The organism is Mesorhizobium sp. RCAM 06353 (genome assembly GCF_059683585.1).
In genome coordinates, this window is the sequence record NZ_CM185031.1 from 2,214,330 (window position 1) to 2,234,442 (window position 20,113).

General features: G+C 63.4%; 20 protein-coding genes and 1 pseudogene. 9 read left to right on the plus strand and 12 right to left on the minus strand.

Annotated features, from left to right (window positions below; genetic code table 11):
* Nucleotides 1-150: 150 nt before the first annotated feature.
* From AC56QX_RS10490 to AC56QX_RS10520, 7 genes are all read right to left on the minus strand, one after another.
* A complete protein-coding gene (locus AC56QX_RS10490) occupies nt 151-657 on the minus strand; it encodes an L-2-amino-thiazoline-4-carboxylic acid hydrolase (protein WP_497115741.1) in 507 nt (168 codons plus the stop codon).
* Nucleotides 654-1,433 (minus strand): ATP-binding cassette domain-containing protein, encoded by a 780-nt coding sequence (locus AC56QX_RS10495; RefSeq protein ID WP_497115742.1) that lies wholly within the window; start codon nt 1,431-1,433, stop codon nt 654-656. The genes AC56QX_RS10490 and AC56QX_RS10495 overlap by 4 nt, the downstream gene beginning before the upstream one ends.
* Nucleotides 1,430-2,041, minus strand: coding sequence for an ATP-binding cassette domain-containing protein (locus AC56QX_RS10500; RefSeq protein ID WP_497115744.1), 612 nt, complete (start codon nt 2,039-2,041; stop codon nt 1,430-1,432). Before AC56QX_RS10500 ends, AC56QX_RS10495 begins: the two co-directional genes overlap by 4 nt.
* 44 nt (nt 2,042-2,085) lie before the next feature.
* Nucleotides 2,086-2,442: an ATP-binding cassette domain-containing protein gene (locus tag AC56QX_RS10505; protein ID WP_497115746.1), complete on the minus strand. Its 357-nt coding sequence runs from the start codon at nt 2,440-2,442 to the stop codon at nt 2,086-2,088.
* Nucleotides 2,439-3,269 carry an ABC transporter permease gene (locus tag AC56QX_RS10510; RefSeq protein ID WP_497115748.1) on the minus strand — a complete coding sequence of 277 codons (831 nt, stop codon included), beginning with the start codon at nt 3,267-3,269 and terminating at the stop codon, nt 2,439-2,441. Before AC56QX_RS10510 ends, AC56QX_RS10505 begins: the two co-directional genes overlap by 4 nt.
* Complete coding sequence (locus AC56QX_RS10515) at nt 3,266-4,252, minus strand: ABC transporter permease (protein ID WP_497115749.1); 987 nt, start codon at nt 4,250-4,252, stop codon at nt 3,266-3,268. The genes AC56QX_RS10510 and AC56QX_RS10515 overlap by 4 nt, the downstream gene beginning before the upstream one ends.
* Before the next feature lie 257 nt (nt 4,253-4,509).
* Nucleotides 4,510-6,120 (minus strand): ABC transporter substrate-binding protein, encoded by a 1,611-nt coding sequence (locus tag AC56QX_RS10520; RefSeq protein WP_497115751.1) that lies wholly within the window; start codon nt 6,118-6,120, stop codon nt 4,510-4,512.
* A gap of 366 nt (nt 6,121-6,486) precedes the next feature.
* Between AC56QX_RS10520 and AC56QX_RS10525 the strand changes: the two genes are divergently transcribed.
* A complete protein-coding gene (locus AC56QX_RS10525; RefSeq protein WP_497115752.1) occupies nt 6,487-7,677 on the plus strand; it encodes a M24 family metallopeptidase in 1,191 nt (396 codons plus the stop codon).
* A 196-nt stretch (nt 7,678-7,873) separates the two neighbouring features.
* On the opposite strand, the gene AC56QX_RS10530 is transcribed toward AC56QX_RS10525, so the two are convergent.
* Genes AC56QX_RS10530 through AC56QX_RS10540 form a run of 3 tightly spaced genes read right to left on the minus strand, consistent with a single transcriptional unit; the run spans nt 7,874 to nt 10,357 of the window.
* Nucleotides 7,874-8,290, minus strand: coding sequence for a cupin domain-containing protein (locus AC56QX_RS10530; RefSeq protein WP_497115753.1), 417 nt, complete (start codon nt 8,288-8,290; stop codon nt 7,874-7,876).
* Nucleotides 8,291-8,294: 4 nt separating this feature from the next.
* Complete coding sequence (locus tag AC56QX_RS10535; RefSeq protein ID WP_497115755.1) at nt 8,295-9,149, minus strand: phosphoenolpyruvate hydrolase family protein; 855 nt, start codon at nt 9,147-9,149, stop codon at nt 8,295-8,297.
* Nucleotides 9,150-9,160: 11 nt separating this feature from the next.
* The gene (locus AC56QX_RS10540) at nt 9,161-10,357 is read right to left on the minus strand and encodes a Tm-1-like ATP-binding domain-containing protein (RefSeq protein ID WP_497115757.1); all 1,197 of its coding nucleotides are present in this window, start codon (nt 10,355-10,357) and stop codon (nt 9,161-9,163) included.
* A gap of 113 nt (nt 10,358-10,470) precedes the next feature.
* Between AC56QX_RS10540 and AC56QX_RS10545 the strand changes: the two genes are divergently transcribed.
* The 8 genes and pseudogenes from AC56QX_RS10545 to AC56QX_RS10580 form a co-directional block, all read left to right on the plus strand.
* Nucleotides 10,471-11,118: a TetR/AcrR family transcriptional regulator gene (locus AC56QX_RS10545; protein WP_497115759.1), complete on the plus strand. Its 648-nt coding sequence runs from the start codon at nt 10,471-10,473 to the stop codon at nt 11,116-11,118.
* 438 nt (nt 11,119-11,556) lie between these two features.
* Entirely contained in the window at nt 11,557-12,669 is a 1,113-nt protein-coding gene (locus tag AC56QX_RS10550; RefSeq protein WP_497115760.1) for an ABC transporter ATP-binding protein, read from the plus strand.
* Between the two features lie 46 nt (nt 12,670-12,715).
* Nucleotides 12,716-14,149, plus strand: a complete 1,434-nt coding sequence (locus tag AC56QX_RS10555) for an ABC transporter substrate-binding protein (protein WP_497115762.1) — start codon at nt 12,716-12,718, stop codon at nt 14,147-14,149.
* An 80-nt stretch (nt 14,150-14,229) separates the two neighbouring features.
* Nucleotides 14,230-15,291: a carbohydrate ABC transporter permease gene (locus tag AC56QX_RS10560; RefSeq protein WP_497115763.1), complete on the plus strand. Its 1,062-nt coding sequence runs from the start codon at nt 14,230-14,232 to the stop codon at nt 15,289-15,291.
* Between the two features lie 3 nt (nt 15,292-15,294).
* Nucleotides 15,295-16,233 carry a carbohydrate ABC transporter permease gene (locus AC56QX_RS10565; RefSeq protein ID WP_497115764.1) on the plus strand — a complete coding sequence of 313 codons (939 nt, stop codon included), beginning with the start codon at nt 15,295-15,297 and terminating at the stop codon, nt 16,231-16,233.
* A gap of 1 nt (nt 16,234) precedes the next feature.
* Nucleotides 16,235-17,323 carry an ABC transporter ATP-binding protein gene (locus AC56QX_RS10570; RefSeq protein WP_497115766.1) on the plus strand — a complete coding sequence of 363 codons (1,089 nt, stop codon included), beginning with the start codon at nt 16,235-16,237 and terminating at the stop codon, nt 17,321-17,323.
* A complete protein-coding gene (locus AC56QX_RS10575; RefSeq protein WP_497115767.1) occupies nt 17,320-17,760 on the plus strand; it encodes a hypothetical protein in 441 nt (146 codons plus the stop codon). The genes AC56QX_RS10570 and AC56QX_RS10575 overlap by 4 nt, the downstream gene beginning before the upstream one ends.
* A gap of 115 nt (nt 17,761-17,875) precedes the next feature.
* Nucleotides 17,876-18,531, plus strand: a pseudogene (locus AC56QX_RS10580) (ABC transporter ATP-binding protein); the annotation flags it as partial.
* A gap of 9 nt (nt 18,532-18,540) precedes the next feature.
* Here the strand turns inward: AC56QX_RS10580 and AC56QX_RS10585 are convergent.
* Complete coding sequence (locus tag AC56QX_RS10585) at nt 18,541-18,972, minus strand: DUF4437 domain-containing protein (RefSeq protein ID WP_497115768.1); 432 nt, start codon at nt 18,970-18,972, stop codon at nt 18,541-18,543.
* A 156-nt stretch (nt 18,973-19,128) separates the two neighbouring features.
* Nucleotides 19,129-20,100: an AraC family transcriptional regulator gene (locus AC56QX_RS10590; protein WP_497115770.1), complete on the minus strand. Its 972-nt coding sequence runs from the start codon at nt 20,098-20,100 to the stop codon at nt 19,129-19,131.
* Between the last annotated feature and the right edge of the window lie 13 nt (nt 20,101-20,113).

Here is a 20,113-nt window from a genome sequence, read left to right on the forward strand (position 1 = left end):
GCCGATATTCAGGTGATGCCGGTCTGCAAACGACGGCTTCCTGCGCTTCCGGTGCTCACGTACTTTAAGTACGCTCCGCTCCGGTTCTCGAAAGCCGCCATTCTCGGCTCGGCCTGACCTGAATCTCGACACACCTTAGATCGTTAATGCCTAGCGTGAGTCCCGATTGGTCAGCGCAATGTGGCAGCAGCCGGAACCGTGGCCCGGGGTCCAGGTGACATTGTCGAAATGCACGCCGGTCGCCTCGAACAGGCCGCGGTCGAAGGCGCCGGCGATGCGGCAGAGCGTGGCGAGCTTTTCGTCGCCAACGCCGGCCTCGACCCAGGCGTCCTTCAGCGGGCAGCGCTTGACCTTGAAGGCGATGCGGTCATCGCCGCGCTCGACGTCCGTCGGATACATCAGGCCGCCATCCGGGCTGACCGCCAGGAAGGCCTCGCCGATGGCGCGCGCATCGTTGGCGCCGAAGCTGGCGAAGGCGGCCGCTGCCACTTCCTTGCCGCGCTGCTCGATGGCGCGGATCATGATCGCCTCGGCCTTTTCAGGGCCTAGCTCTCCGGCCAGCTCTTCGAGGAACAGGCGGTAGAGATCGGCGCGGTTACGGAAGGCGGAATCGAGTTCGCGCGACAGCTTTTCGGCTCTGGCTTCGGGGTCGGTCATGACGTCTTGGTCCTGTTCAATCTTGGTGCTGCTGCCACCAGCGCCTTGCCGATGGCCGATTGCGGTGCGTCGATCACGGTTCGGGCATCGCCGCTCTCGGCAATGCGCCCGGCATCGAGAAGGACGACACGGTGGGCGATGGCACGGACAACGCCGAGATCATGGGAAATGAAGAGATAGGCGATCCGTTCCTGCCTCTGCAGGTCGAGCAACAGGTCGAGGATCTGTCCGCGCACCGAGACGTCGAGCGCCGACACGGCCTCGTCGAGCACGATCAGCGACGGTTTCGTTGCGATGGCGCGGGCGATGGCGACGCGCTGCCGCTGGCCGCCGGAAATCTCGTGGATGGCGCGGGGCGCAAGCTCCGCCGATAGCCCAACGCGTTCAAGCAAGGCGGCGATGCGGCCCGGGCGCTCGGCGCGGGAGGCGATGCCGTGGATGCGCAAGGGATCATCAAGCACGCGCGCCACCGTGGCGCGCGGATTGAAGGCGGCAAGCGGATCCTGGAACACCATTTGCAGGCGTGCGCGGCGAGCGCGCAGGGCAGCGCCTTGCAAAGCCAGGAAATCATTGCCCTCGAATTCGATGCGGCCAGCATCCGGCTCGATCAGGCGCAGCACCAGCCGGGCGACCGTCGATTTGCCGCTGCCGGAGGGGCCGGCCAGCGCCAGTGTTTCACCGGGCTCGATATGAAAGGAGACATCGTCGACTGCGACGACGGTGTTACCGCCGCGACGGTAGCGTTTGGTGAGGTTGGACACTGCGAGCAGGCTCATGCGTGCAGCCCGGCCCGGTTCAGCAAGGGTGCGGCGTCGAGGCCGATATGGGCGTCCAGCAGGGTGCGGGTGTAGGCTTGCGTTGGGGCCCCTACAATCTGCGCCGTGGTGCCAAGCTCGATCAGCTGGCCATGGCGGAAGACGGCGATGCGCTCGGCGAGTTCGGCTGCCAGCGCAATGTCGTGGCTGATGAACAGCAGCGTCATGCCATCCTCGGCCACCAGCTGCCGAATCAAGCCAACAATCTCGGCCTGCACGATGGTATCGAGCGCGCTGGTCGCCTCGTCGGCGATCAGCAGTTTCGGCCCGGCCGCGATTGCCGCGGCGATCGCCACGCGCTGCTTCTGGCCGCCGGACAGCTGATGCGGGAAGGCATGCAGGGCGGAGTCGGGGTCGGGCAGGCGGACGCGTTCGAGGAGGGTTCTGGCTTTTGCATAGGCCTGCGGCCAGGTGAGGCCGAGATGGGTGCGGGCGACTTCGGCGATCTGTTTGCCGATTGTCATGACGGGATCGAGGCTGGCGGATGGGTCCTGGAAGACGAAGCCGATGTCGCGGCCGAGGAGGGGGATTTTGCTGAGCTCGGATTTGGAAGGCTGGCGTTCCGTCACACCCCCCTCTGTCCTGCCGGACATCTCCCCCGCAAGGGGGAAGATCAGCAGCTTCGCCGACTGCTCACTTTCTGCAATGTTTGTGATTGGTGAAAGCGGAGACGAGGGCGCAATCTCCCCCCTTGCGGGGGAGATGTCCGGCAGGACAGAGGGGGCGCCTTAGCACCCAACGTTGACGATGTGTGTAAGAACCAATCGATGCGCCCTTCGATCCTGGCGCTCGCTGGCAGCAGCCCGGCAATCGCCAGCGCGAGCGTGCTCTTGCCCGACCCGCTTTCGCCGATGATGGCCAGACGCTCGCCAGCCATGATGTCGAGGCTGATGTTCCTCAGCGCCGACACCACGTTGCCGTCGCGGCGGTAGGTCACCGTCAGATCGCGGGTCGACGCCAGCACGGTCACGACAGGCCTCTCCTGACCGCCGTCGTCTCGACAATGCCTTCACCTGCCAGATAGACGCCCAGCACCGTCAGCACCAGTGCTATGCCGGGGACGATCGACAGGAAGGGCGCGGTGCGTAGCACGGCGCGGCCTTCGGCGATCATCCCGCCCCAGGTGACCCTGTTGGGGTCGCCGAGGCCGAGGAAGGACAGCGCCGCTTCGGTGAGGATCGCGGCGGCGACGATCACCGATGACATCGCCAGCACCGGCGGCAAGGCGTTGGGCAGCACCTCGCGAAAAGCGATTTCGAGCGGATGCATGCCGATGGCACGCGCAGTTGCGACATAGTCGCGTTCGCGGATGGAGAGGACTTCGGCGCGGGCAATTCGCGCCGGCCCGGTCCAGGTGCCAAGCGCTATTGCCGCAACGACGACGCCGAGCGACGGCCCGACGACGCTGACGAAGGCCAGCGCCAGCAGGAAGCTCGGCACGGTCTGGAAAGCGTCGGTGATGCGCATCAGCACCTCGTCGACGAGGCCGCCAGCAAAGCCGGCCAGCGTGCCGACCACCGCGCCGATGGCGAGTGCCGCCGCCGCTGCCGCTAGCCCGACGGCAAGCGAGGTACGAGCGCCATGGAACAGCTCGGCCAGCACGTCACGGCCGAGCCTGTCGGTGCCGAGCGGCAGCGACCAGTCCTGGAACGGCGGCAGCAGCGCCGGTCCAGCAATGGCTTGTGGATCGCCGGGGAAAAGCAGCGGCGCGATGAGCGCCATCGCTATCAGTGCGGCCAGAAGGATCGCGCCGGCAACCGCCTCGGGCGCGCGCAGAAAACGGCGGAGCGGGTTCATGCGCCGGCCTCGCTGGCGCCAACGCGCGGATCGAGGAAGGCATAGGCGATGTCGACGAGCAGGTTGATGACGATGACCAGGACGGCGCTGACGAGGATGATCCCCAGCAGCAAGGGCGTGTCGCGCGAAGCCACGGCTTCCTGCGCCAGCCGGCCGAGGCCTGGCACGGAAAAGACACTCTCGATGACAACGCTGCCGCCCAGCATCTGCGCCGATTGCAGGCCGAGCATTGTGACCAGCGGCAGAAGCGCATTGCGGGCGACATGGGCGAGCACGATACGGCGGCGCGAAAGCCCCCTGGCGCGGGTGGCCAGGACAAAATCCTGGCGCCAGACCTCGGCCATGCCGGCGCGCATCATGCGCAGATAGAGCGCGAGGTAGATGAAGCCGAGGGCTGACACCGGCAGGACGAGATGGATGGCGATGTCGGCGGCGCGGTCGAGGCCGGTCTTGTCCGAGGCCAGCGTCTCGATACCGCCGATCGGCAGCCAGCGCAGGTCGACGGCGAAGATGACAATCAGCACCAGGCCGAGCCAGAAACCCGGCACGGCATAAAGCGCCAGCGAGCCGATCGACAGGAAGCGGTCGCGGAAACTGCCGGGCCTGGCGCCGGCATAAATGCCGAGTGCCGAGCCGAGCCCGAAGGACAGCGCGGTGGCGCTGACCATCAACAGAAGCGTGTTGGGCAGCCGCTCGAGGATCACGTCGCGGATCGGCCTGGAGAAGGTCACCGACTGGCCGAGATCGAGATGCAGCAGCGCCCAGAGATAGTTGGCCAGCCGCGTCAGTTCCGACTGGTCGAGGCCCCAGCGATGACGCAGCAATTCGATCATGCCGGCATCGCCGCCGGTCGAGACGATGTAGGCATCGACCGCATCGCCTGGGGCGGCTTCGAGCAAAAGGAACGTGCCGATGACGACGATCAGCAGCACGAAGACGCTGCCGACGAGGCGACGGCGGATGAGGGTGAGGGCCCGGGTCATGGGGGCGTCGGTGGGTTGGCGATACGCTGGTTAAGACTGCGCCTAGGCACCCCCCTCTGTCCTGCCGGACATCTCCCCCTCAAGGGGGAGATTGGCTGTCATTTTTGGCTTCGCCAATCTTCAACGTTGAAGAATTCGCGGGACAGACAAGCTGCTGATCTCCCCCCTCGAGGGGGAGATGTCCGGCAGGACAGAGGGGGGCCTCGTAGAGCTCGACGTCTACGATGATCTCGCGAACTTTCATCCGCGCGAATGTGTCACGATTCCAGATAGGTGTCCGCCCAGTTCGACACCGCCCAGCGCGGGTTGTTGGCGATGTTTCCGACCGTGTCGCGGGCGACGCTGATAAAGCTCCATTCGGCGACGTTGATCAGCGGCAGGTCGGTGGCCACTTCCTTCTGGAACTCCTTGTAGAGGTCGGTGCGGGCCGATGTGTCGAGCGTTTCCGAGGCCTTGGCGATCAGCGCGTCGAGCGCATCGTTCTTGTAGCCGCCCTGGTTGGAGAACGGCACGCCGTCCGGAATACCGCTCTGCACCAGGATGGTGGTCGAGATCGCCGGGTCGCCGCGAAACACCGGCGGACCGACGGCGAGGTCGAAGGCGTGGTCGGTGTAGACGGCCTTGATGTGCGCGGCCGAGTCGTTGTTGACCAGTTCCGCGTCGATGCCTATTGCCGCCAGCGCCTGGCGCAGATAGTCGCCGAACTGCTTGGTCTCGTTGAAATAGGGCGCCGGCAGAAGTTTGAGCGTAAAGCGCTTGCCGTCCGGGCCTTTCTTGTAGCCGGCTTCGTCGAGCAGTGCGTTGGCCTTGGCGACATCGAAGGCATAGGTCGGCACGTCGGCGGTGTAGAATTGCGGATCGTTCTTCGGCACCGGGCCGGTGGCGGTGGCAGCATAGCCGAGGAACACAGTCTTGACGACGAAATCTTTGTCGATGGCATGCGCGATCGCCTGGCGCACCTTGACATCGGCCAGTTCCTTGCGGCGATGGTTGATCTCGACGACGAGCTGATAGGTCAACCCTTCATAGCCCTTGGAGATCACCTTCAGGCCCGGCACCTTGGAGATGCGGTCGAGATCGGCCAGCGGCACGGCGGAGAAGGCGGCGAGCTGGATTTCTTCCGCTTCCAGCGCGCTCGCAGCCGACGTGCGGTCGGGCAGAACCTGGTAGATGATCTCGTCGAGATAGGGCTCGTCCTTGCCCCAGTAATCGGTGTTCTTGGTCAGCCGGTAATACTGGCCGGCCTTGTACTCGCCGAACTTGAACGGCCCGGTGCCGATGGGGGCGTTGTTGGCCGGGTTGTCCTCGATCTTGCCGACCTCGTAGATGTGCTTCGGCACGACGCTCGACAGCGCCGGCAGCGCGTTGCGGATCAGCTGGAACGGCGTCGGCTTGGCGAATTTGAAGACGGCGGTGAGATCGTCCGGGGTGTCGACGCTGGCCAGATCCTTGAACACGGTGCGGCCGAGATTCTGCAGCGGCTTCCAGATCTGCAGCGCCGAGAAGGCCACGTCGGCGGAGGTGAACGGCTTGCCGTCATGCCATTTGACGCCGTCGCGCAGTTTGAAGGTCACCGAGAGCCCGTTGGCGGCGCCTTCCCAGCTCAGCGCCAATCGTGGCGCGAGCCCGTCCTTGCCGTCGAAGGAGGCTTCGGCCAGCGTCTCGACGATCTTGCTGGAGATGAAGAAGACGCCGTTGGAGGCGACGATCGCCGGGTTGAGGTTGCGCGGTTCGGAATCAGCGGCAAGCACCAGCCGGCCGCCCTTCTTTGGTGTCTGCGCCCAGCCCAATGTCGGCATGGCGGTGGAGGCCAGCAGCATTGCCGAGCCGGCAAGCATTTTGCGTCTGGAAATCGTGAAACCTGACATGATCGAACTCCGTCCTCTCCGCGACCCGATCGGCGCGACAACACCCCTCGAATGCCGGCATCGGCATTCTTGCGGTGGTGATTATGAGCCTTGCCGAGGGTTTCGCCAGAGACGGAATTGGCGCATCCTTGCTTGGCTTTGAAATTTTCGTCCGCTGGACCAGTTCAAGAGAACGGGTTCAATTCAACCAATCTGGTAGGACCAGATTTCGCGAACAGGCAACGGATGACGACTTGGTGACCGCTCGACCGCACTGTTCGTGGATTTCTGGCTAGACCAGAGTGAGCAAAATGGTGCAGATTTAATCCACAGCCTAGGGATTGGGAGCGGAACAAGGTCGATCCCAGGCAATTCAGGGAGAGAGAGATGAACATTGCGCCGGGCAAAAGTGCCGTCAGCACTATTCCGTTCGACGAGGCGAGGGTCGACCGGCTGATGGAGGAGGCCGGCATAGATGTGCTGCTCGCCACCTCCAAGCACAACACGCAATATCTGCTGGGCGGCTACAAATTCATCTTCTTCGCCGCCATGGATGCGATCGGCCACAGCCGTTACCTGCCGATCGTCGTCTACGAAAAAGGCGGGCCGGATCACGCGGCCTATATCGGCAACCGCATGGAAGGCGGCGAGCACCAGAACAACCCGTTCTGGACGCCGACGCTGCACGCCGCCTGCTGGGGCACGCTCGATGCCGCCAACCTCGCGGTCGAACATCTGCAGAAGATCGGCAAGGCCGGCGCCCGCATCGGCATCGAGCCCGGCTTCCTGCCTTCGGACGCCTACACGCTGATCCGCAAGGCATTGCCGGACGCCAAGCTGATCGATGCGACCGCGATGCTGGAAAGCATGCGCGCCATCAAGACCGATGCGGAATTGGAGAAGCTGCGCACGGCCTCCGAACTGATCACCGATTCCATGCTGGCGACCATCGCCTGGGCGCGCGAAGGCACGACCAAGGCCGAGATGATCGAGCAGATCAGGCGCGAGGAGACCAATCGCGGTGCGCATTTCGAATATTGCCTGCTGACGCTGGGCTCGAGTCACAACCGCGCCGCCTCGCCGCAGGCCTGGAAGAAGGGCGAGGTGCTGTCGATCGATTCCGGCGGCAACTACCACGGCTATATCGGCGACCTCTGCCGGATGGGCATTCTGGGCGAACCGGATGCCGAACTCGAGGATTTGTTGGCTGAGGTCGAGACGGTGCAGCAGGCAGCGTTCTCGAAGGTCAAAGCGGGTACGCTGGGCGGTGACATGATTTCGCACGCCGAAGGTGTACTGAAGGCTTCGAAGGTCGCGCCTTATACGGATTTCTTCGCCCACGGCATGGGCCTGATCACGCATGAGGCGCCGTTCCTGATGACCAACCATCCGGTGACCTATGAAGGCACCTATGCGGCCAAGCCGCTGGAGAAGAACATGGTGCTGTCGGTTGAGACGACGATGCTTCACCCGACGCGAGGGTTCATCAAGCTGGAGGATACGCTGGCGGTGACGGATGCTGGTTATGTGATGTTTGGCGATCGGGGCAGGGGTTGGAACAGGGGTGGGACCGCCTAGCCGGTATTGAAGGGTGCTGCCCTCTCACCCGGCTTGCCGTCCGAATTGCGAAGGGCAATTCGGGGCAATCCGACCTCTCCCCGAGGGGAGAGGAGGGCCGGCGCGAACGCCAGCCTCTTCTCCCCTCGGGGAGAAGGTGGACGCGAAGCGGCCGGATGAGGGGGCCTCCCCGGAAATTGAGCGGATGGGAGGAAGATCACTTCCCCGCCGGCAATAACCTAAAATCCGGCAACTCCCGTAACACCAGTTCCGGCCCAGCCGGCGAATAGACGACGAAGAGCTGCATCGGCCCTTCACCTGTGTTCAGCGTCGAATGAAACCGGCTTTCCGGCACGTAGATGGTGCAGCCGGGGCCGACCTTGGCGACCACCGGATTGCCCTGCTCGTCCTCGACCATCTGTTCGCCGTGACCCGAGATGACGAAGATGATTTCCTCCGCGCCCGGATGGTTGTGGCGGGTGTGGCCCTTGCCGGAAGGCAAGTCGACGACGCCACCGGAAAAGCGCGTGGCGCCGTTCACTTCCGGCGCCACCGTCAGCGCCAGTCTGCCCCAGTCGAAGCCGAAGGCGCTGACGTCCTTCGGATAGACAAACACCTTGCTCTTGTCGGTCATATCCTCATCCCTTCTTCTTCTTCTGGTCATGCAGCGTAACGGCCTTGAAATCGGCCGTCTGCCTGGCAATCGCCGCTTCCGCCGGCAGCCGCTCCATCGAGCTTGCGCCATAGAAGCCATGCAGGCCTTTGCAACGGTCGAGGATGTAGCGGGCGTCGTCCGGCATCGAGATCGGGCCGCCATGGCAGAGCAGGATGACATCCTTGCGCACCGATCGCGCGGCGTTGGCAATGGCGTCGATCTCGACAACGCAGTCGTCAAGCGACTTGGCCGAGGTGGCGCCGATCGAGCCGCCTGTGGTCACGCCCATATGGGCGACGACTATGTCGGCGCCGGCCTTGGTCATGGCGCGCGCCTCGTCGGGATTGAAGACATAGGGGGTGGTGAGCAGATCGAGCTTGTGCGCTTCGGCGATCATGTCGACCTCGAGCCCGAAGCCCATGCCGGTCTCTTCGAAACTCTGCCGCATAGTGCCGTCGAACAGGCCGATGGTAGGGAAATTCTGCACGCCGGAAAAGCCCATCGTCTTCAGCTCTGCCAGAAGCAGCGGCATGATGACGAACGGGTCTGTGCCGTTGACGCCGGCCAGCACCGGCGTGTGTCTGACCACCGGCAGCACCTCATAGGCCATTTCCTTGACGATCTCGTTGGCATTGCCATAGGCGAGCAAGCCGGCGGCCGAGCCGCGCCCGGCCATGCGGTAGCGGCCGGAATTGTAGATGATGATCAGGTCGATGCCGCCGGCCTCCTCGGCCTTGGCCGACAGGCCGGTGCCGGCGCCGCCGCCGACGATCGGCACGCCCTTGTCGATCATTCCCCTGAATTTCTTCAGTATGTCCTTGCGCGGTATTGCGGGCATGTTTTGGGACCTCAGTGTCTGGCGATGTCGAGAAAGGCGGCGGTTGCCGCCTGGGCGAATTCGGGGTCGTTGATGTGCAGCGGCAGGCGGGTGACACGGCGGGTGGCATTCGGCTTGATGGTGCGCTCGATGGCTTCGAACAAGACGGCGTCGGCTTCCGGATCGAAGAAGGCGCCGCCTTCAATGTCGAGCGCCGAGACGCCTTTCTCCGGAATGAGGAAATGCACCGGCCCCTCGCAGAGGGCGAGCCTGGTGCCGATCCATTCGCCGATCCCCCGGCATTCCTGCGCCGTCGTGCGCATCAGCGTGACGTTGGGATTATGCTCGTAGAGCAGTCGGCCGCGATAGCGTTCCGGAATGGTCGAGGGCGCCCAGAAATTCACCATGTCGAGCGCGCCGACCGACCCGACATAGGGCAGCTTGCCGCAGGCAATCGCGCCGAAGCGATCCTCCGTCGCCGGCAGCACGCCGCCGAACAGCAGGTCGCACACCTCGGTCGTGGTGATGTCGATGATACCGGACAGCAGACCGCTATCGGCTAACTTCTCCATGCTGCGGCCGCCGGTGCCGGTGGCGTGGAAGACCACGCAGTCATAGGTCGAGCGAAGCTGGTCGGCGATGGCCGTCACGCAAGGCGTGGTGACGCCGAACATGGTGAGGCCGATCGATGGTTTGCCGTCGGGCGGCGGTGCAGGCCTGGCCGCCATGCCCGCTATCGCCTGGGCGGCATTGTGCAGCACGACGCGGGAGAGCCGGTTCAGCCCGGCCATGTCGGTCACCGACGGCATCATGATGATGTCGGAGACGTCGACATAGGGAGCGGTGTCGCCGGAGGCGAGCGTCGAGACCATGATTTTGGGCAGGCCGAGCGGCAGCGCGCGCATGCCCGATGTGATGATCGATGTGCCGCCGCCGCCGCCAATACCGATCACGCCGGATATGTCGTCGCGCGACTGGATGAAGCTGGTGAAGGCCGCGCCCATGCCAGCCACCGCCGTGCCGCGGTCATCTATGTCGAGCACGCTGCCGGCTCCACCTGGATGATGTGCCGCGACCTCGCGGGCCGGAATATCGACCGGCACGGTGGCGCCGCGCGTTCCGATGTCGACGCGGGCAATCGAATTGCCGGTGGCGGCAATCGCATCGGCCAGGAAGGCAAGTTCCTCGCCCTTGGTGTCGGCCGTGCCCACTACGTAGATGCGCTTCATCGCGTTTCTCCCGTCATCGGCTGACCGGCGCTGGACCGCCTGCCGCTCTTTTGCTTGGTCCTTCGGCAAGCGAAGGCCATTGCATTTTTTTGAGACGTGCGTATCGTATTGACATGGATGTCTCACGTCAACAAGCCGCCGTGAACGACGACGCCAAAGAGGCTGCCGAACGCGGTCCCCGTGCCCGCACGAGGCGGCTGATGCTGAAGACGGCAACAAGGCTGATGCAGGCGGGCGTCACTCCCTCGGTCAGCGAAGTCGCGGAGGCGGCGGAAGTGTCGCGCGCCACCGCCTATCGCTATTTCCCAAGCCAAGCAGCTCTGGTGCAGGCGGTGGTCGATGAGGGGCTAGGCCCGATACTCGACTGGCGATCCGATTCGTCCGATGCCGAACGCCGCGTGGCGGAGTTGATAGACAGCGCGATGCCGCGCATCGAGGCCTTCGAGGCAACGTTCAAGGCAGCGCTGAAATTGTCGCTGGACCAATGGGCGCGCGGGCAGGCAGGCACGCTGGGCGGCGAGCCACCCTTCACCCGTGGCCATCGCATGGACCTGCTGGAGGATGCGCTTGCGCCACTGAGGGGCGAGCTGCCGCCGCGCGAATTCGAGCGCCTAGCGCAGGCGCTGTCGCTGATTTTCGGCGTCGAACTGCTGATTGTGCTGAAGGACATCTGGGGCCTGGACAGCGGCAAGACCCTGGCCGTCGCCCAGTGGGCGGCCTCAGCGCTGGTGCGGCAGGCGCGACTCCGAACGCCATCCTGACCAGGGGTGGTGGCGGCGTGAGTTGGGCATGGAGGAGGGCTGGACGAAGGCGGATGCAGGATATGAGACTTCTCCCGATGCGGACCGATTGGGGGGGCGTCGAGGGCAATCCGGGGAGGTCGCCGCGGTAGCTCGGAGCGAATCTGGTTCGACCAGATTTGAAGGTCGGCGATTTCAGTAATTTTGAGGATTGGCGTTTTGCGAACGGGATGAAGGTGGAGAACTGCCAAAAATGAAGGAAATACGAACATATAGCGGACGTTTTCAGCTTATTTTGGTGACGGCGAATTTCAAGAAAGCGCTTGACGGGCATCTTAAATTGGTAATACCAGATTAGGAAAGAAAAGGCGGATCGGGAATGACAGCCGCAGTCCATTTCGGGAGGGCGAGGAGGATCATACGGATGGCGCGTGTTCCGTCCGCACGAGGTGGCGCATCGTGACGCAGACGTCGCCTCGCGCCAGTGCCGGCAAGGGGATTGCGCTGCGCCTCGATGGGCTCAGCAAGGCCTATGGATCCGTGCGCGCCATCAACGACCTGAGCTTCGCCGTCGACGAAGGCCGCTTCTTCGTACTCTTCGGGCCGAGCTCGGTTGGCAAGACGACGACGCTGCGCACTATCGCCGGCCTCGTCCAGGCCGACTCCGGCACGCTTGAGATCGGCGGCCGCGACATGACCCATGCGCCGATCGCCGGCCGCGGCATCTCGATGGTCTTCCAGTCTTTCGCGCTTTACCCCCACCTCACGGTCTACGACAATCTCGCCTATCCGCTGCGCGAGGAGAAAGCCGCGCGCGCCGAGATCGACAAGCGGGTGAAAGAGACCGCCGAGATCCTGAAGCTGACACACCGCCTGAAGGCCAAGCCGGCAACCCTGTCCGGCGGAGAGCAGCAGCGCGTCGCGCTCGGCCGCTCCCTGATCCGCCGGCCAAAGATTCTTCTCCTCGATGAGCCGCTCACCAATCTCGACGCCAAGCTTCGGCACGAGACGCGCGCCGAGCTGAAGCGGCTGCACCGCCAGTTCGGCATGACCGTGATCTATGCCACGCCCGACGAGCTCGAGGCTCTCTCGATGGGCGAGACGATCGCCGTCATGCGCGATGGCGGCATCGTCCAGATCGGCACGCCGGACGAGCTTTACGAGCAGCCGATCCATACCTATGTCGCCAGCAAGATCGGCTCGCCGCACATGAATCTGTTCACGGCCTCGGTGCGCGCCGACACCAAGTCTTTCGACACGCCGCTCGGGACTCTGGTTCCGGCGACGGCGCCAAAGACTGCCGATGCCGGCGAGGCCGCGCTGATCGGCATTCGCCCGAGCGACATTCGGCTCGCCGCCAAGGGCGAAGCCGGGGTTGCCTCGAAGGTGCATCTGGTCGAACCGCTCGGCGACATCACGATCGTCTCGGTCGAGGCTGGCGGCGAGATGTTGCGCATGGTGCTGCCGGAAGCGATCGCCGCCAGCATCAGGACCGGCGATTCGGCATCGATCGCCATCGATAACAGGAAAATCCACGTCTTCCGCGCCGTGAGCGGCCAGGCAATGACCTGACGCGAACGGCGAGAAGCAATCCGGTTAACCAAGGGAGGAAACGCGAATGACGGCGATGACCAAAGTGAAAGGGCTAGCGACAGCCGCAAGCTTCGCTGCCACGCTACTGGTGGGAGGCGTGACCTATGCCTCTGCCGAAGAAGTGACGTTGACGATGGCGGTGCCGGATTGGCCCCCGACCCGCATTATGAAGAAGTTCTTCGACGAGCAGTACAAGCCCAAGTCTGGCAATACCGTGAAGCTCGATGTCGACTTCATTCCGTGGCCGGATTTCTACACCCGCGTCAACGCCTCGTTGACCTCGGGCGAAAAGAAGTACAACTTCATCGTGTCGGACTCGCAGTGGCTGGGCGCCTTCGTCGAAGGCGGCTACTTCCGCAAGATCAACGATCTCATCGATGCCGACCCGGAACTCAAGGCGACGATGGAGTCGATGCATCCCGCCGTGCTCAACGCCTACTCGACCTATCCCAACAGCACGCCGAACTACTACGGCTTCCCGCAGTTCCCGGACGTGCTGGTCACCTACGGCCGCAAGGACGTGCTCTGCAACGACGACGAGCAGGCCGCCTTCAAGGCGAAGTACAATGAGAAGCTGCCCTGCACCGGCGAAGAAATCGACGCCATGGACTGGAACACGTTTGAGCATGTTGGCGAATTCTTCCAGCGCAAGAAGGGCGACAAGCTCGCCGGCCAGGTGCTGGATGACGATTTCTACGGCATCGCCTATCAGGCAGGCAAAGGTTACGACTTCTCGACGAGCTCGGTCCACACGTTCGTCTGGGAGCATGGCGGCGGCATCTGGGATGAAACCAAGGCCCCGACCGGACATGCCGAAGGCGTCGTAAACTCCCCGAAGTCCATCGAGGGCATGGAGCATTTCCTCAAATTGCTGAAGTACATGCCGCCGGTGGTCAAGACCGGCACCATGGACATCTTCGTCTCGGACCAGTTGTTCCGTGAAGGCAAGGTGGCCATGAACATCGACTGGATCGGTCTCGGCGAAGCCTCGCTCGATCCCAAGACGTCGAAGGTTGCCGACAAGCTGGTGTTCGGATTGGCGCCAGGCCTGCGCGGCCCCGACGGCAAGGTGAATCGTACGTCACAGATCGGCGGACAGCCTTTCGTTCTCACCACCTGGACAACGCCTGAGCAAATCAAGGAAGCGGTGGGCTTCGTGAAGTGGTGGCTCTCGCCTGATATCCAGCACCAGTTCGCCGCCGCCGGCGGCCAGTCCGCGATCAAGTCGGTCTACAGCGATCCGAAGTATGTGACCTATCGTCCGTGGGACCGCGCCTGGGCGAATTCGCTCGACTGGCAGAAGGACATGTGGCACGTGCCGCAGTTCTTCGAACTGCTCACCCAGCAGCAGGACCAGTACGACCTAGCCATCACTGGCAAGCAGGACGCTAAGACCACCCTGGATAACATCGCCAAGTTCCAGGAGGACCTCCTGAAGAACGATGGCCTTATCCAGTAACCTTCCGACATAGCTGCGGGGAGCGGGCAAAAGCCGCTCCCCGTCATTGCCACGCCAGGCGCTCCATATTTCGGACTCCCATGACCGCTGTTTCAAGCACGCTGCTGACACCACGCCTTACCGCGGTTGTTGCCCACAACTGGAAACTCGCCATCGCTGTCGCTGTCGTCGTGTCGGCCATATCAATGGCGGGCTTGCCGGCGGCTGTCTCCTTCTGGGTGGTGGGCGCCACGGCGGCGTTGGTCGCGGCCGCATTTACCGTCAACGCGTATCGCCGCCACTACTTCGGCGCCTTGCTGGTCGCTCCCGCAATCGCCGTTCTGTTTGTGATGAATATCTTCCCCCTGCTGTGGTCGCTGGGCCTTTCGTTCTTCGCCTACCAGGCAAACCAGCAGACGATCCGCTTCGTCGGACTCGGGAACTACGTCCGGATCCTTACCAACGATCTCGCTGCTCACGCGACTTGGGGCGCGCTGATCAATACCGCCATGTTCGTCGTGTTCACCGTCTCCGCGCAGATGATCGTCGGCTTTCTGCTGGCCATCCTGTTCGCCAAGCAATTTCCGCTTCGCAAGTATTTGTTGATCCTGGTGCTGACACCGATGATGCTTTCGGTTGTCGCCTCTGGCGTGTTCTTCACCTACTACTATGATCCGACATTCGGGATTCTCAGCTACGTCATCAATTCCATCTCCGGCAACCAGTTCATCCTGATGAGCAACAAAGTCGGTGCCGTGGCGGGAATCGTTTTCGCCGACGCATGGATGTGGTCGCCCTTCGTCATGCTCCTTGTGCTGGCGGGCCTCGTCTCGGTGCCGAAATACCTCTACGAGGCTGCTGCCATCGACCGTATTTCCAGCTGGCGGCAATTCTGGATGATCACCTTCCCCTACATCCGCGGCCTTCTGATGTTGGCCCTTCTCTTCCGCACCATCGAGGCATTCAAGCTGGCGGATCTCGTCATCCTCCTCACCAAGGGCGGCAACGACACACTGACGATCTCCTATCACTTGATCCGCATCGCCAACGAGCAGAACAAGACGAGTGAGGGCGCGGCGATCTCCTATCTGATGCTGTTCATGGTGATCGTTCTCACCAACCTCTACCTGTACCTCGCAAACCGCCGTACGCAGGGAGCCTAACCCGTGGCCGAATCGATATTGGGAAAGCTCGGCTTCCGCCGGGCCAGCGGAGTAGACGAGGCCGGCTGGGGGCGGACGCTCGCCGTGGCCGTCGTCGCCTTTATCTATTTTCTGCCGGTGCTGTTCATCATATTCACAGCCTTCAAATCGCAGGGCGACGCGCTCCTGGTGCCTCCGACGCTGTCGCCCACGTCGCTGTTCGGCTTGATTCCGGACCATTTTGTGTTCAAGCCCACGCTCGAAAATTTTGGGTCCGTCTTTTCCCGCTCGATGACGCCGGACGGTGCCCCGGAAGCGACAGGATTCGACCGTTATTTCTTCAACTCGATCTTCATCGCCTCGGCGTCGGTGCTGCTGGCGCTGGTCATCGGCACCCTGGCGGCCTTCGGCTTCTCGCGCTATCCGCTGAAGGGCAATGACACCTACCTGTTCATCATCCTGACTACGCGCATGCTGCCGGCGATTGTGGTGATCATTCCGGTGATCCTGATGTTCCGCGTAGTGGGCCTGTCGGGCTCGTATCTCGGCATCATCATGCTCTACACCGCCTTCAACCTGGCCTTCACCATCTGGATGATGAAGAGCTTCTTCGATGAATTGTCGCCAGACGTCGAGGATGCCGCCCGCATCGACGGATCGTCCGGAATGCGGGTGTTCTTCAAGATTTGCCTGCCCCAGGTCATTGCCGGGCTCGCCGCCACGTTCGTGTTCGGCCTGATCCTCACCTGGAACGAGTTCCTCTTCGCCCTGTTGCTCTCGGGCCCCGACACGAGGACGGTCCCGGTCGCCATGAACCAGGCCGTGTCGTCGGGTGGACGCGGCACCGACTGGACTTTGCTTGCCGCCATCGAAACCCTGTTCCTCGTCCCAGTCTTCCTGGTCACCTTCTTCTTGCAAAACCATCTGTTGCGCGGCGTTACCTTCGGCACGGTGAAGCGCTGAGATGTCAACCATCGAACTCCGCAAAGTCACCAAGCGCTTCGGCTCCTTCACCGCGGTCAAGGACGTTGACCTGTCGGTGGCCGCCGGTGAGGTCGTCTGCCTTCTCGGCCCGTCCGGCTGTGGCAAGACGACGACCTTGCGCGTCATCGCCGGGCTGGAAAGCGTCACTGACGGCGAGGTCGTCGTCGCCGGCAAGGTGATGAACAACCTGCCGCCCGAAAAGCGCGACATCGCCATGGTGTTCCAGTTCTACGCGCTCTACCCGTCGGCATCGATCGCCGAGAACATCGCCTTCCCGCTCTATCATGACGGCATTTCCGGGGCTGAGCGGACTGCTCGCGTCAACCGCGTCGCCGCGATCCTCCACTTGGAGCACGTTCTCGACCGGCTGCCGAACCAGATATCCGAGGGCGAAAAGCAGCGCGCCGCCATGGCCCGCGCCATCGTCCGCGACCCCAATTGCTTCCTCTTCGACGAGCCCTTGTCGCGTCTCGATGTCGAACTGCGCCAGACCATGCGTGGCCAGATCAAGGAAGTGCTGCAGGGCCTCTCCAAAGCGACCGTGATCGTGACCCATGACCAGCTCGAAGCGCTCACCATGGCCAACCGCATCGCCATCATGAAGGACGGCCTGATCGAGCAAGTCGGCTCACCGCACGAGGTATTTGCCAAGCCCGCCAATGCTTTCGTGGCGAGCTTCATCGGCACGCCGCAGATGAATCTTCTCGAGGCCGACCTCAAGACCTTCGCCGATGGTACGGCGGACATGACCGTGGCCGGCATTAGTCTGGCGATCCGCACGGACGCGGCGGTCGCGCGACTGCAGCCCGGCAAGGTGACGATCGGTATCCGCCCCCGCGCCTTCACCGCGACCGATACGGGGGACCGTGGCACCATCTCCGCTCGGGCCGAGCTCATCGAGCCCATGGGCGCGGAAACCCTTATTCATGCCCGCACGGCGGCAGGCGCCGACATCCGCGTCGTGGTGACGAGAAGCCAGCGGGTCAAGGTCGGCGAGGCGCTGAATCTACGCCCCGATCCCAGGCAAACCCATGTCTTCGATGGCGCCGGAAAGGCGGTGCGGTCATGAGCGACAGTTCTTCCGGCATGAGCCGCGCCGGCGCGTTCTGCCTCGAGGTCTTCATCATTGGCCTCGGTGTCATGGCGCTGGTGCTGATCTTCCAACCCTTTTCCATCGGCCTGTACGCGGTCGGTAGCGGTCTCGTGGTGCTTGCCGGACTCATCAACAACCTACTGCCGTTGGCCCAGCCGGGCGTCAAGGTGCGCAGTGTGGTGACCGTAGCGCTGGTCGTGGCGCTGGTCTTCTGCATTGCGCTGCTGGTTTCGATCACGGCGGCGCATCTCTACGGCGTCTTCTTCCTCAATCCACCGGACCCCAACACTCTCGCCGGCAAGGCGCAGCTCGCCACGCCGCCTTTCTACAAGCAGGCTTTCGTGTGGGCAATCGCCGCCGCGGCGGTGATTCTCGCGCTGGTCATCACCGCTCTCAACAAGACAGCGCGATGATCAGCGCTGACGCTATCCGGCAGGTCGCGCTCGCGCCGGTCCGCGACGGTCGGTGTGCGTCGCCCTCTCAACTCTCACGCCGTGATCCTCCGGCTTGACCGGAGGACCCGACGCCGAGATCAAGGATCGCGTCGACCGCGCCGCCCGGACGCTGCGGATCGAACATCTGCTCGACCGCAAGACCGACCGGCTGTCGGGCGGCGAACCTGCAGATACAGCTCGGCGCCACCTTCCTTTTCGTCACGCACGACCAGATCGAGGCGATGTCGATGGGCGACAAGGTCGGCGTCTTGAACCATGGCCGCATCGTGCAGACCGGCACGCCGCACGAGATCTACAACAACCCGCGCGACACCTATGTGGCGAGCTTCGTCGGCTCGCCGCCGATGAACCTCATCGACGGCAGACTGGTGAACGGCCGCGCGGTGATGGCGCCGATGAATTTCGAGCTGCCCTTTTCAGGGGGGGCCAAAGATTTTTGGGGGGCTAAAGACGGGTGCGGCGACCGACGGTCGCCCGCTCGTCTTCGGCATCCGTCCGGAGGATGTCTATCTGGAAAGCGGCGCGCCGGTCGAAGCGCGCGTCCACGATGTCGAGAACCATGGCGTGGAAAAGATCCTGACGCTGCGTGTCGGCGACACGACGCTGCGCGCCACGGTGCCGGCCAGGACCGATGTCGCCATCGAGCAGCCGGTGCGCTTTGCCTGGAATCCGGACAAGGTGGTGCTGTTCGACAAGGGCAGTGGTGTCAGCCTGCGGCACGCCGGATAGAGCGTCCGGTTACTTCGCGAAGTAGGTCTCGTAGGGCGTGTCGTTGATCAGCAAGATCACGCACTCCGTTTCGGACAGGCAAGCGTCGTCATGCATCTCATTGGCCTTCTGGGTCCAGTAGGACCCCGGGGGCAGTTCGACCTTGGTCGCTTCGCCGCCTTGCATCTGCCAATGCGCCCACAACCCCTTTATGACCACCGCGCGGTAGTCGGCGGTGTGCGCGTGAACCGGTGCGCGCCAGTTGCCGGGAACCTTCAGCAATGTTCCCGCCGGACCTTTGGCCCTTTCGCCCCACAGCGGTCCAAGGCGGTGCGGTTGATCCGGCACTTCGGCGACATAGGGGATCTTGTCAGCCGGCAGATAGCTGTCCTCAAGGGCAAAGGCGCGCCCGGGGACGACGAGCATGGCGGCGAGCGTCAGGATATTCAGTTGGCTTGGCATGGCTCTTCTCCCTTGAGCCGACTTTGCCGACGGCTCCTCATGGCTTGGCAATGGCAAGCTATTGCATGCAATCGGTCCGGCAACGACATTGCGTCCGGAAGACTTGGCAATTCATCCAGATCCGGCAATCCAACGCGGTAAGGTCCGGGTGTGGCCTTAGCGTTCTTCGGCAGTGCCGTTGACGGCGCGCAAATGGCTGGGCGCCGTGCCGACTATCCGCTTGAAGGCCCGGCTGAACGATGCTTCGGATTCGTAGCCCAGTCTGGCGGCCACCACGGATACCCGCATGCGGTCTTCGATCAGCCAGCGTCGCGCTTGGTGCATGCGCACCCCAGCGACATATCGCGCAGGTGTCTCGCCGACGATCGCCGTGAACCGTTCAGCGAAGGCCGAACGCGAGGCTCCCATTTCGCGGGCGAGGGCGTCGACGGTCCAGTTCCGGTCGGGCTGCCGATGAATGGCCACCAGCACACGGCCTACATCCCGATCCCTGATCGCCGCGCTCCAGCCGGTGGTGCCGCTGCCACCGTTCTCTACCCATGAACGGATGATGCTTGCGGCCAACACGTCAGCCAGCCGCGCCAGCATGCCGCCCGAGCCGGCGCGATTGCTTGTCACTTCGCTGGCCATGGCTTCCAGAAGGTGCGGAATACTCGGCTCGCCCACCATCAATTCCCGGGCGCGCAGCATATCCGGCATCATGGCGAGCACAGGATGCGATCCACCCAGATTGAAGTGCATGCTGCCGCAAAACAGCAGGGTTTTCGCGCCATGGCCGCCGTTCGAGACGGCGTAGACGTTGTCCTGCAACGGCTCGACGCTGTAGCTTTCGATCGGCACGGCATGGACGCCCGGCGCGCTGGCAAGGATGTGCTCGGCACCGCGCGGCAACAGCAGCGCATCGCCGGCTTTCAGCTCCGACCATTGCCTGGATGGCGAAAACAGCCAGCATCCACGCCGGCCGATGAAGTGGAACCGCGCCGCCTCCTGGGCTGGAAAGAACACGGCCCACGGCTCACCAAGTTCGCAGCGGCCATAATCGACGCCATCGAGCCGCAATCCACGCAGCATATCGGTCAGCGGACCGCCAGATGCCAGCATGACACCTTCGGATGATGTGAAATCCATGCCGGTTTACTAG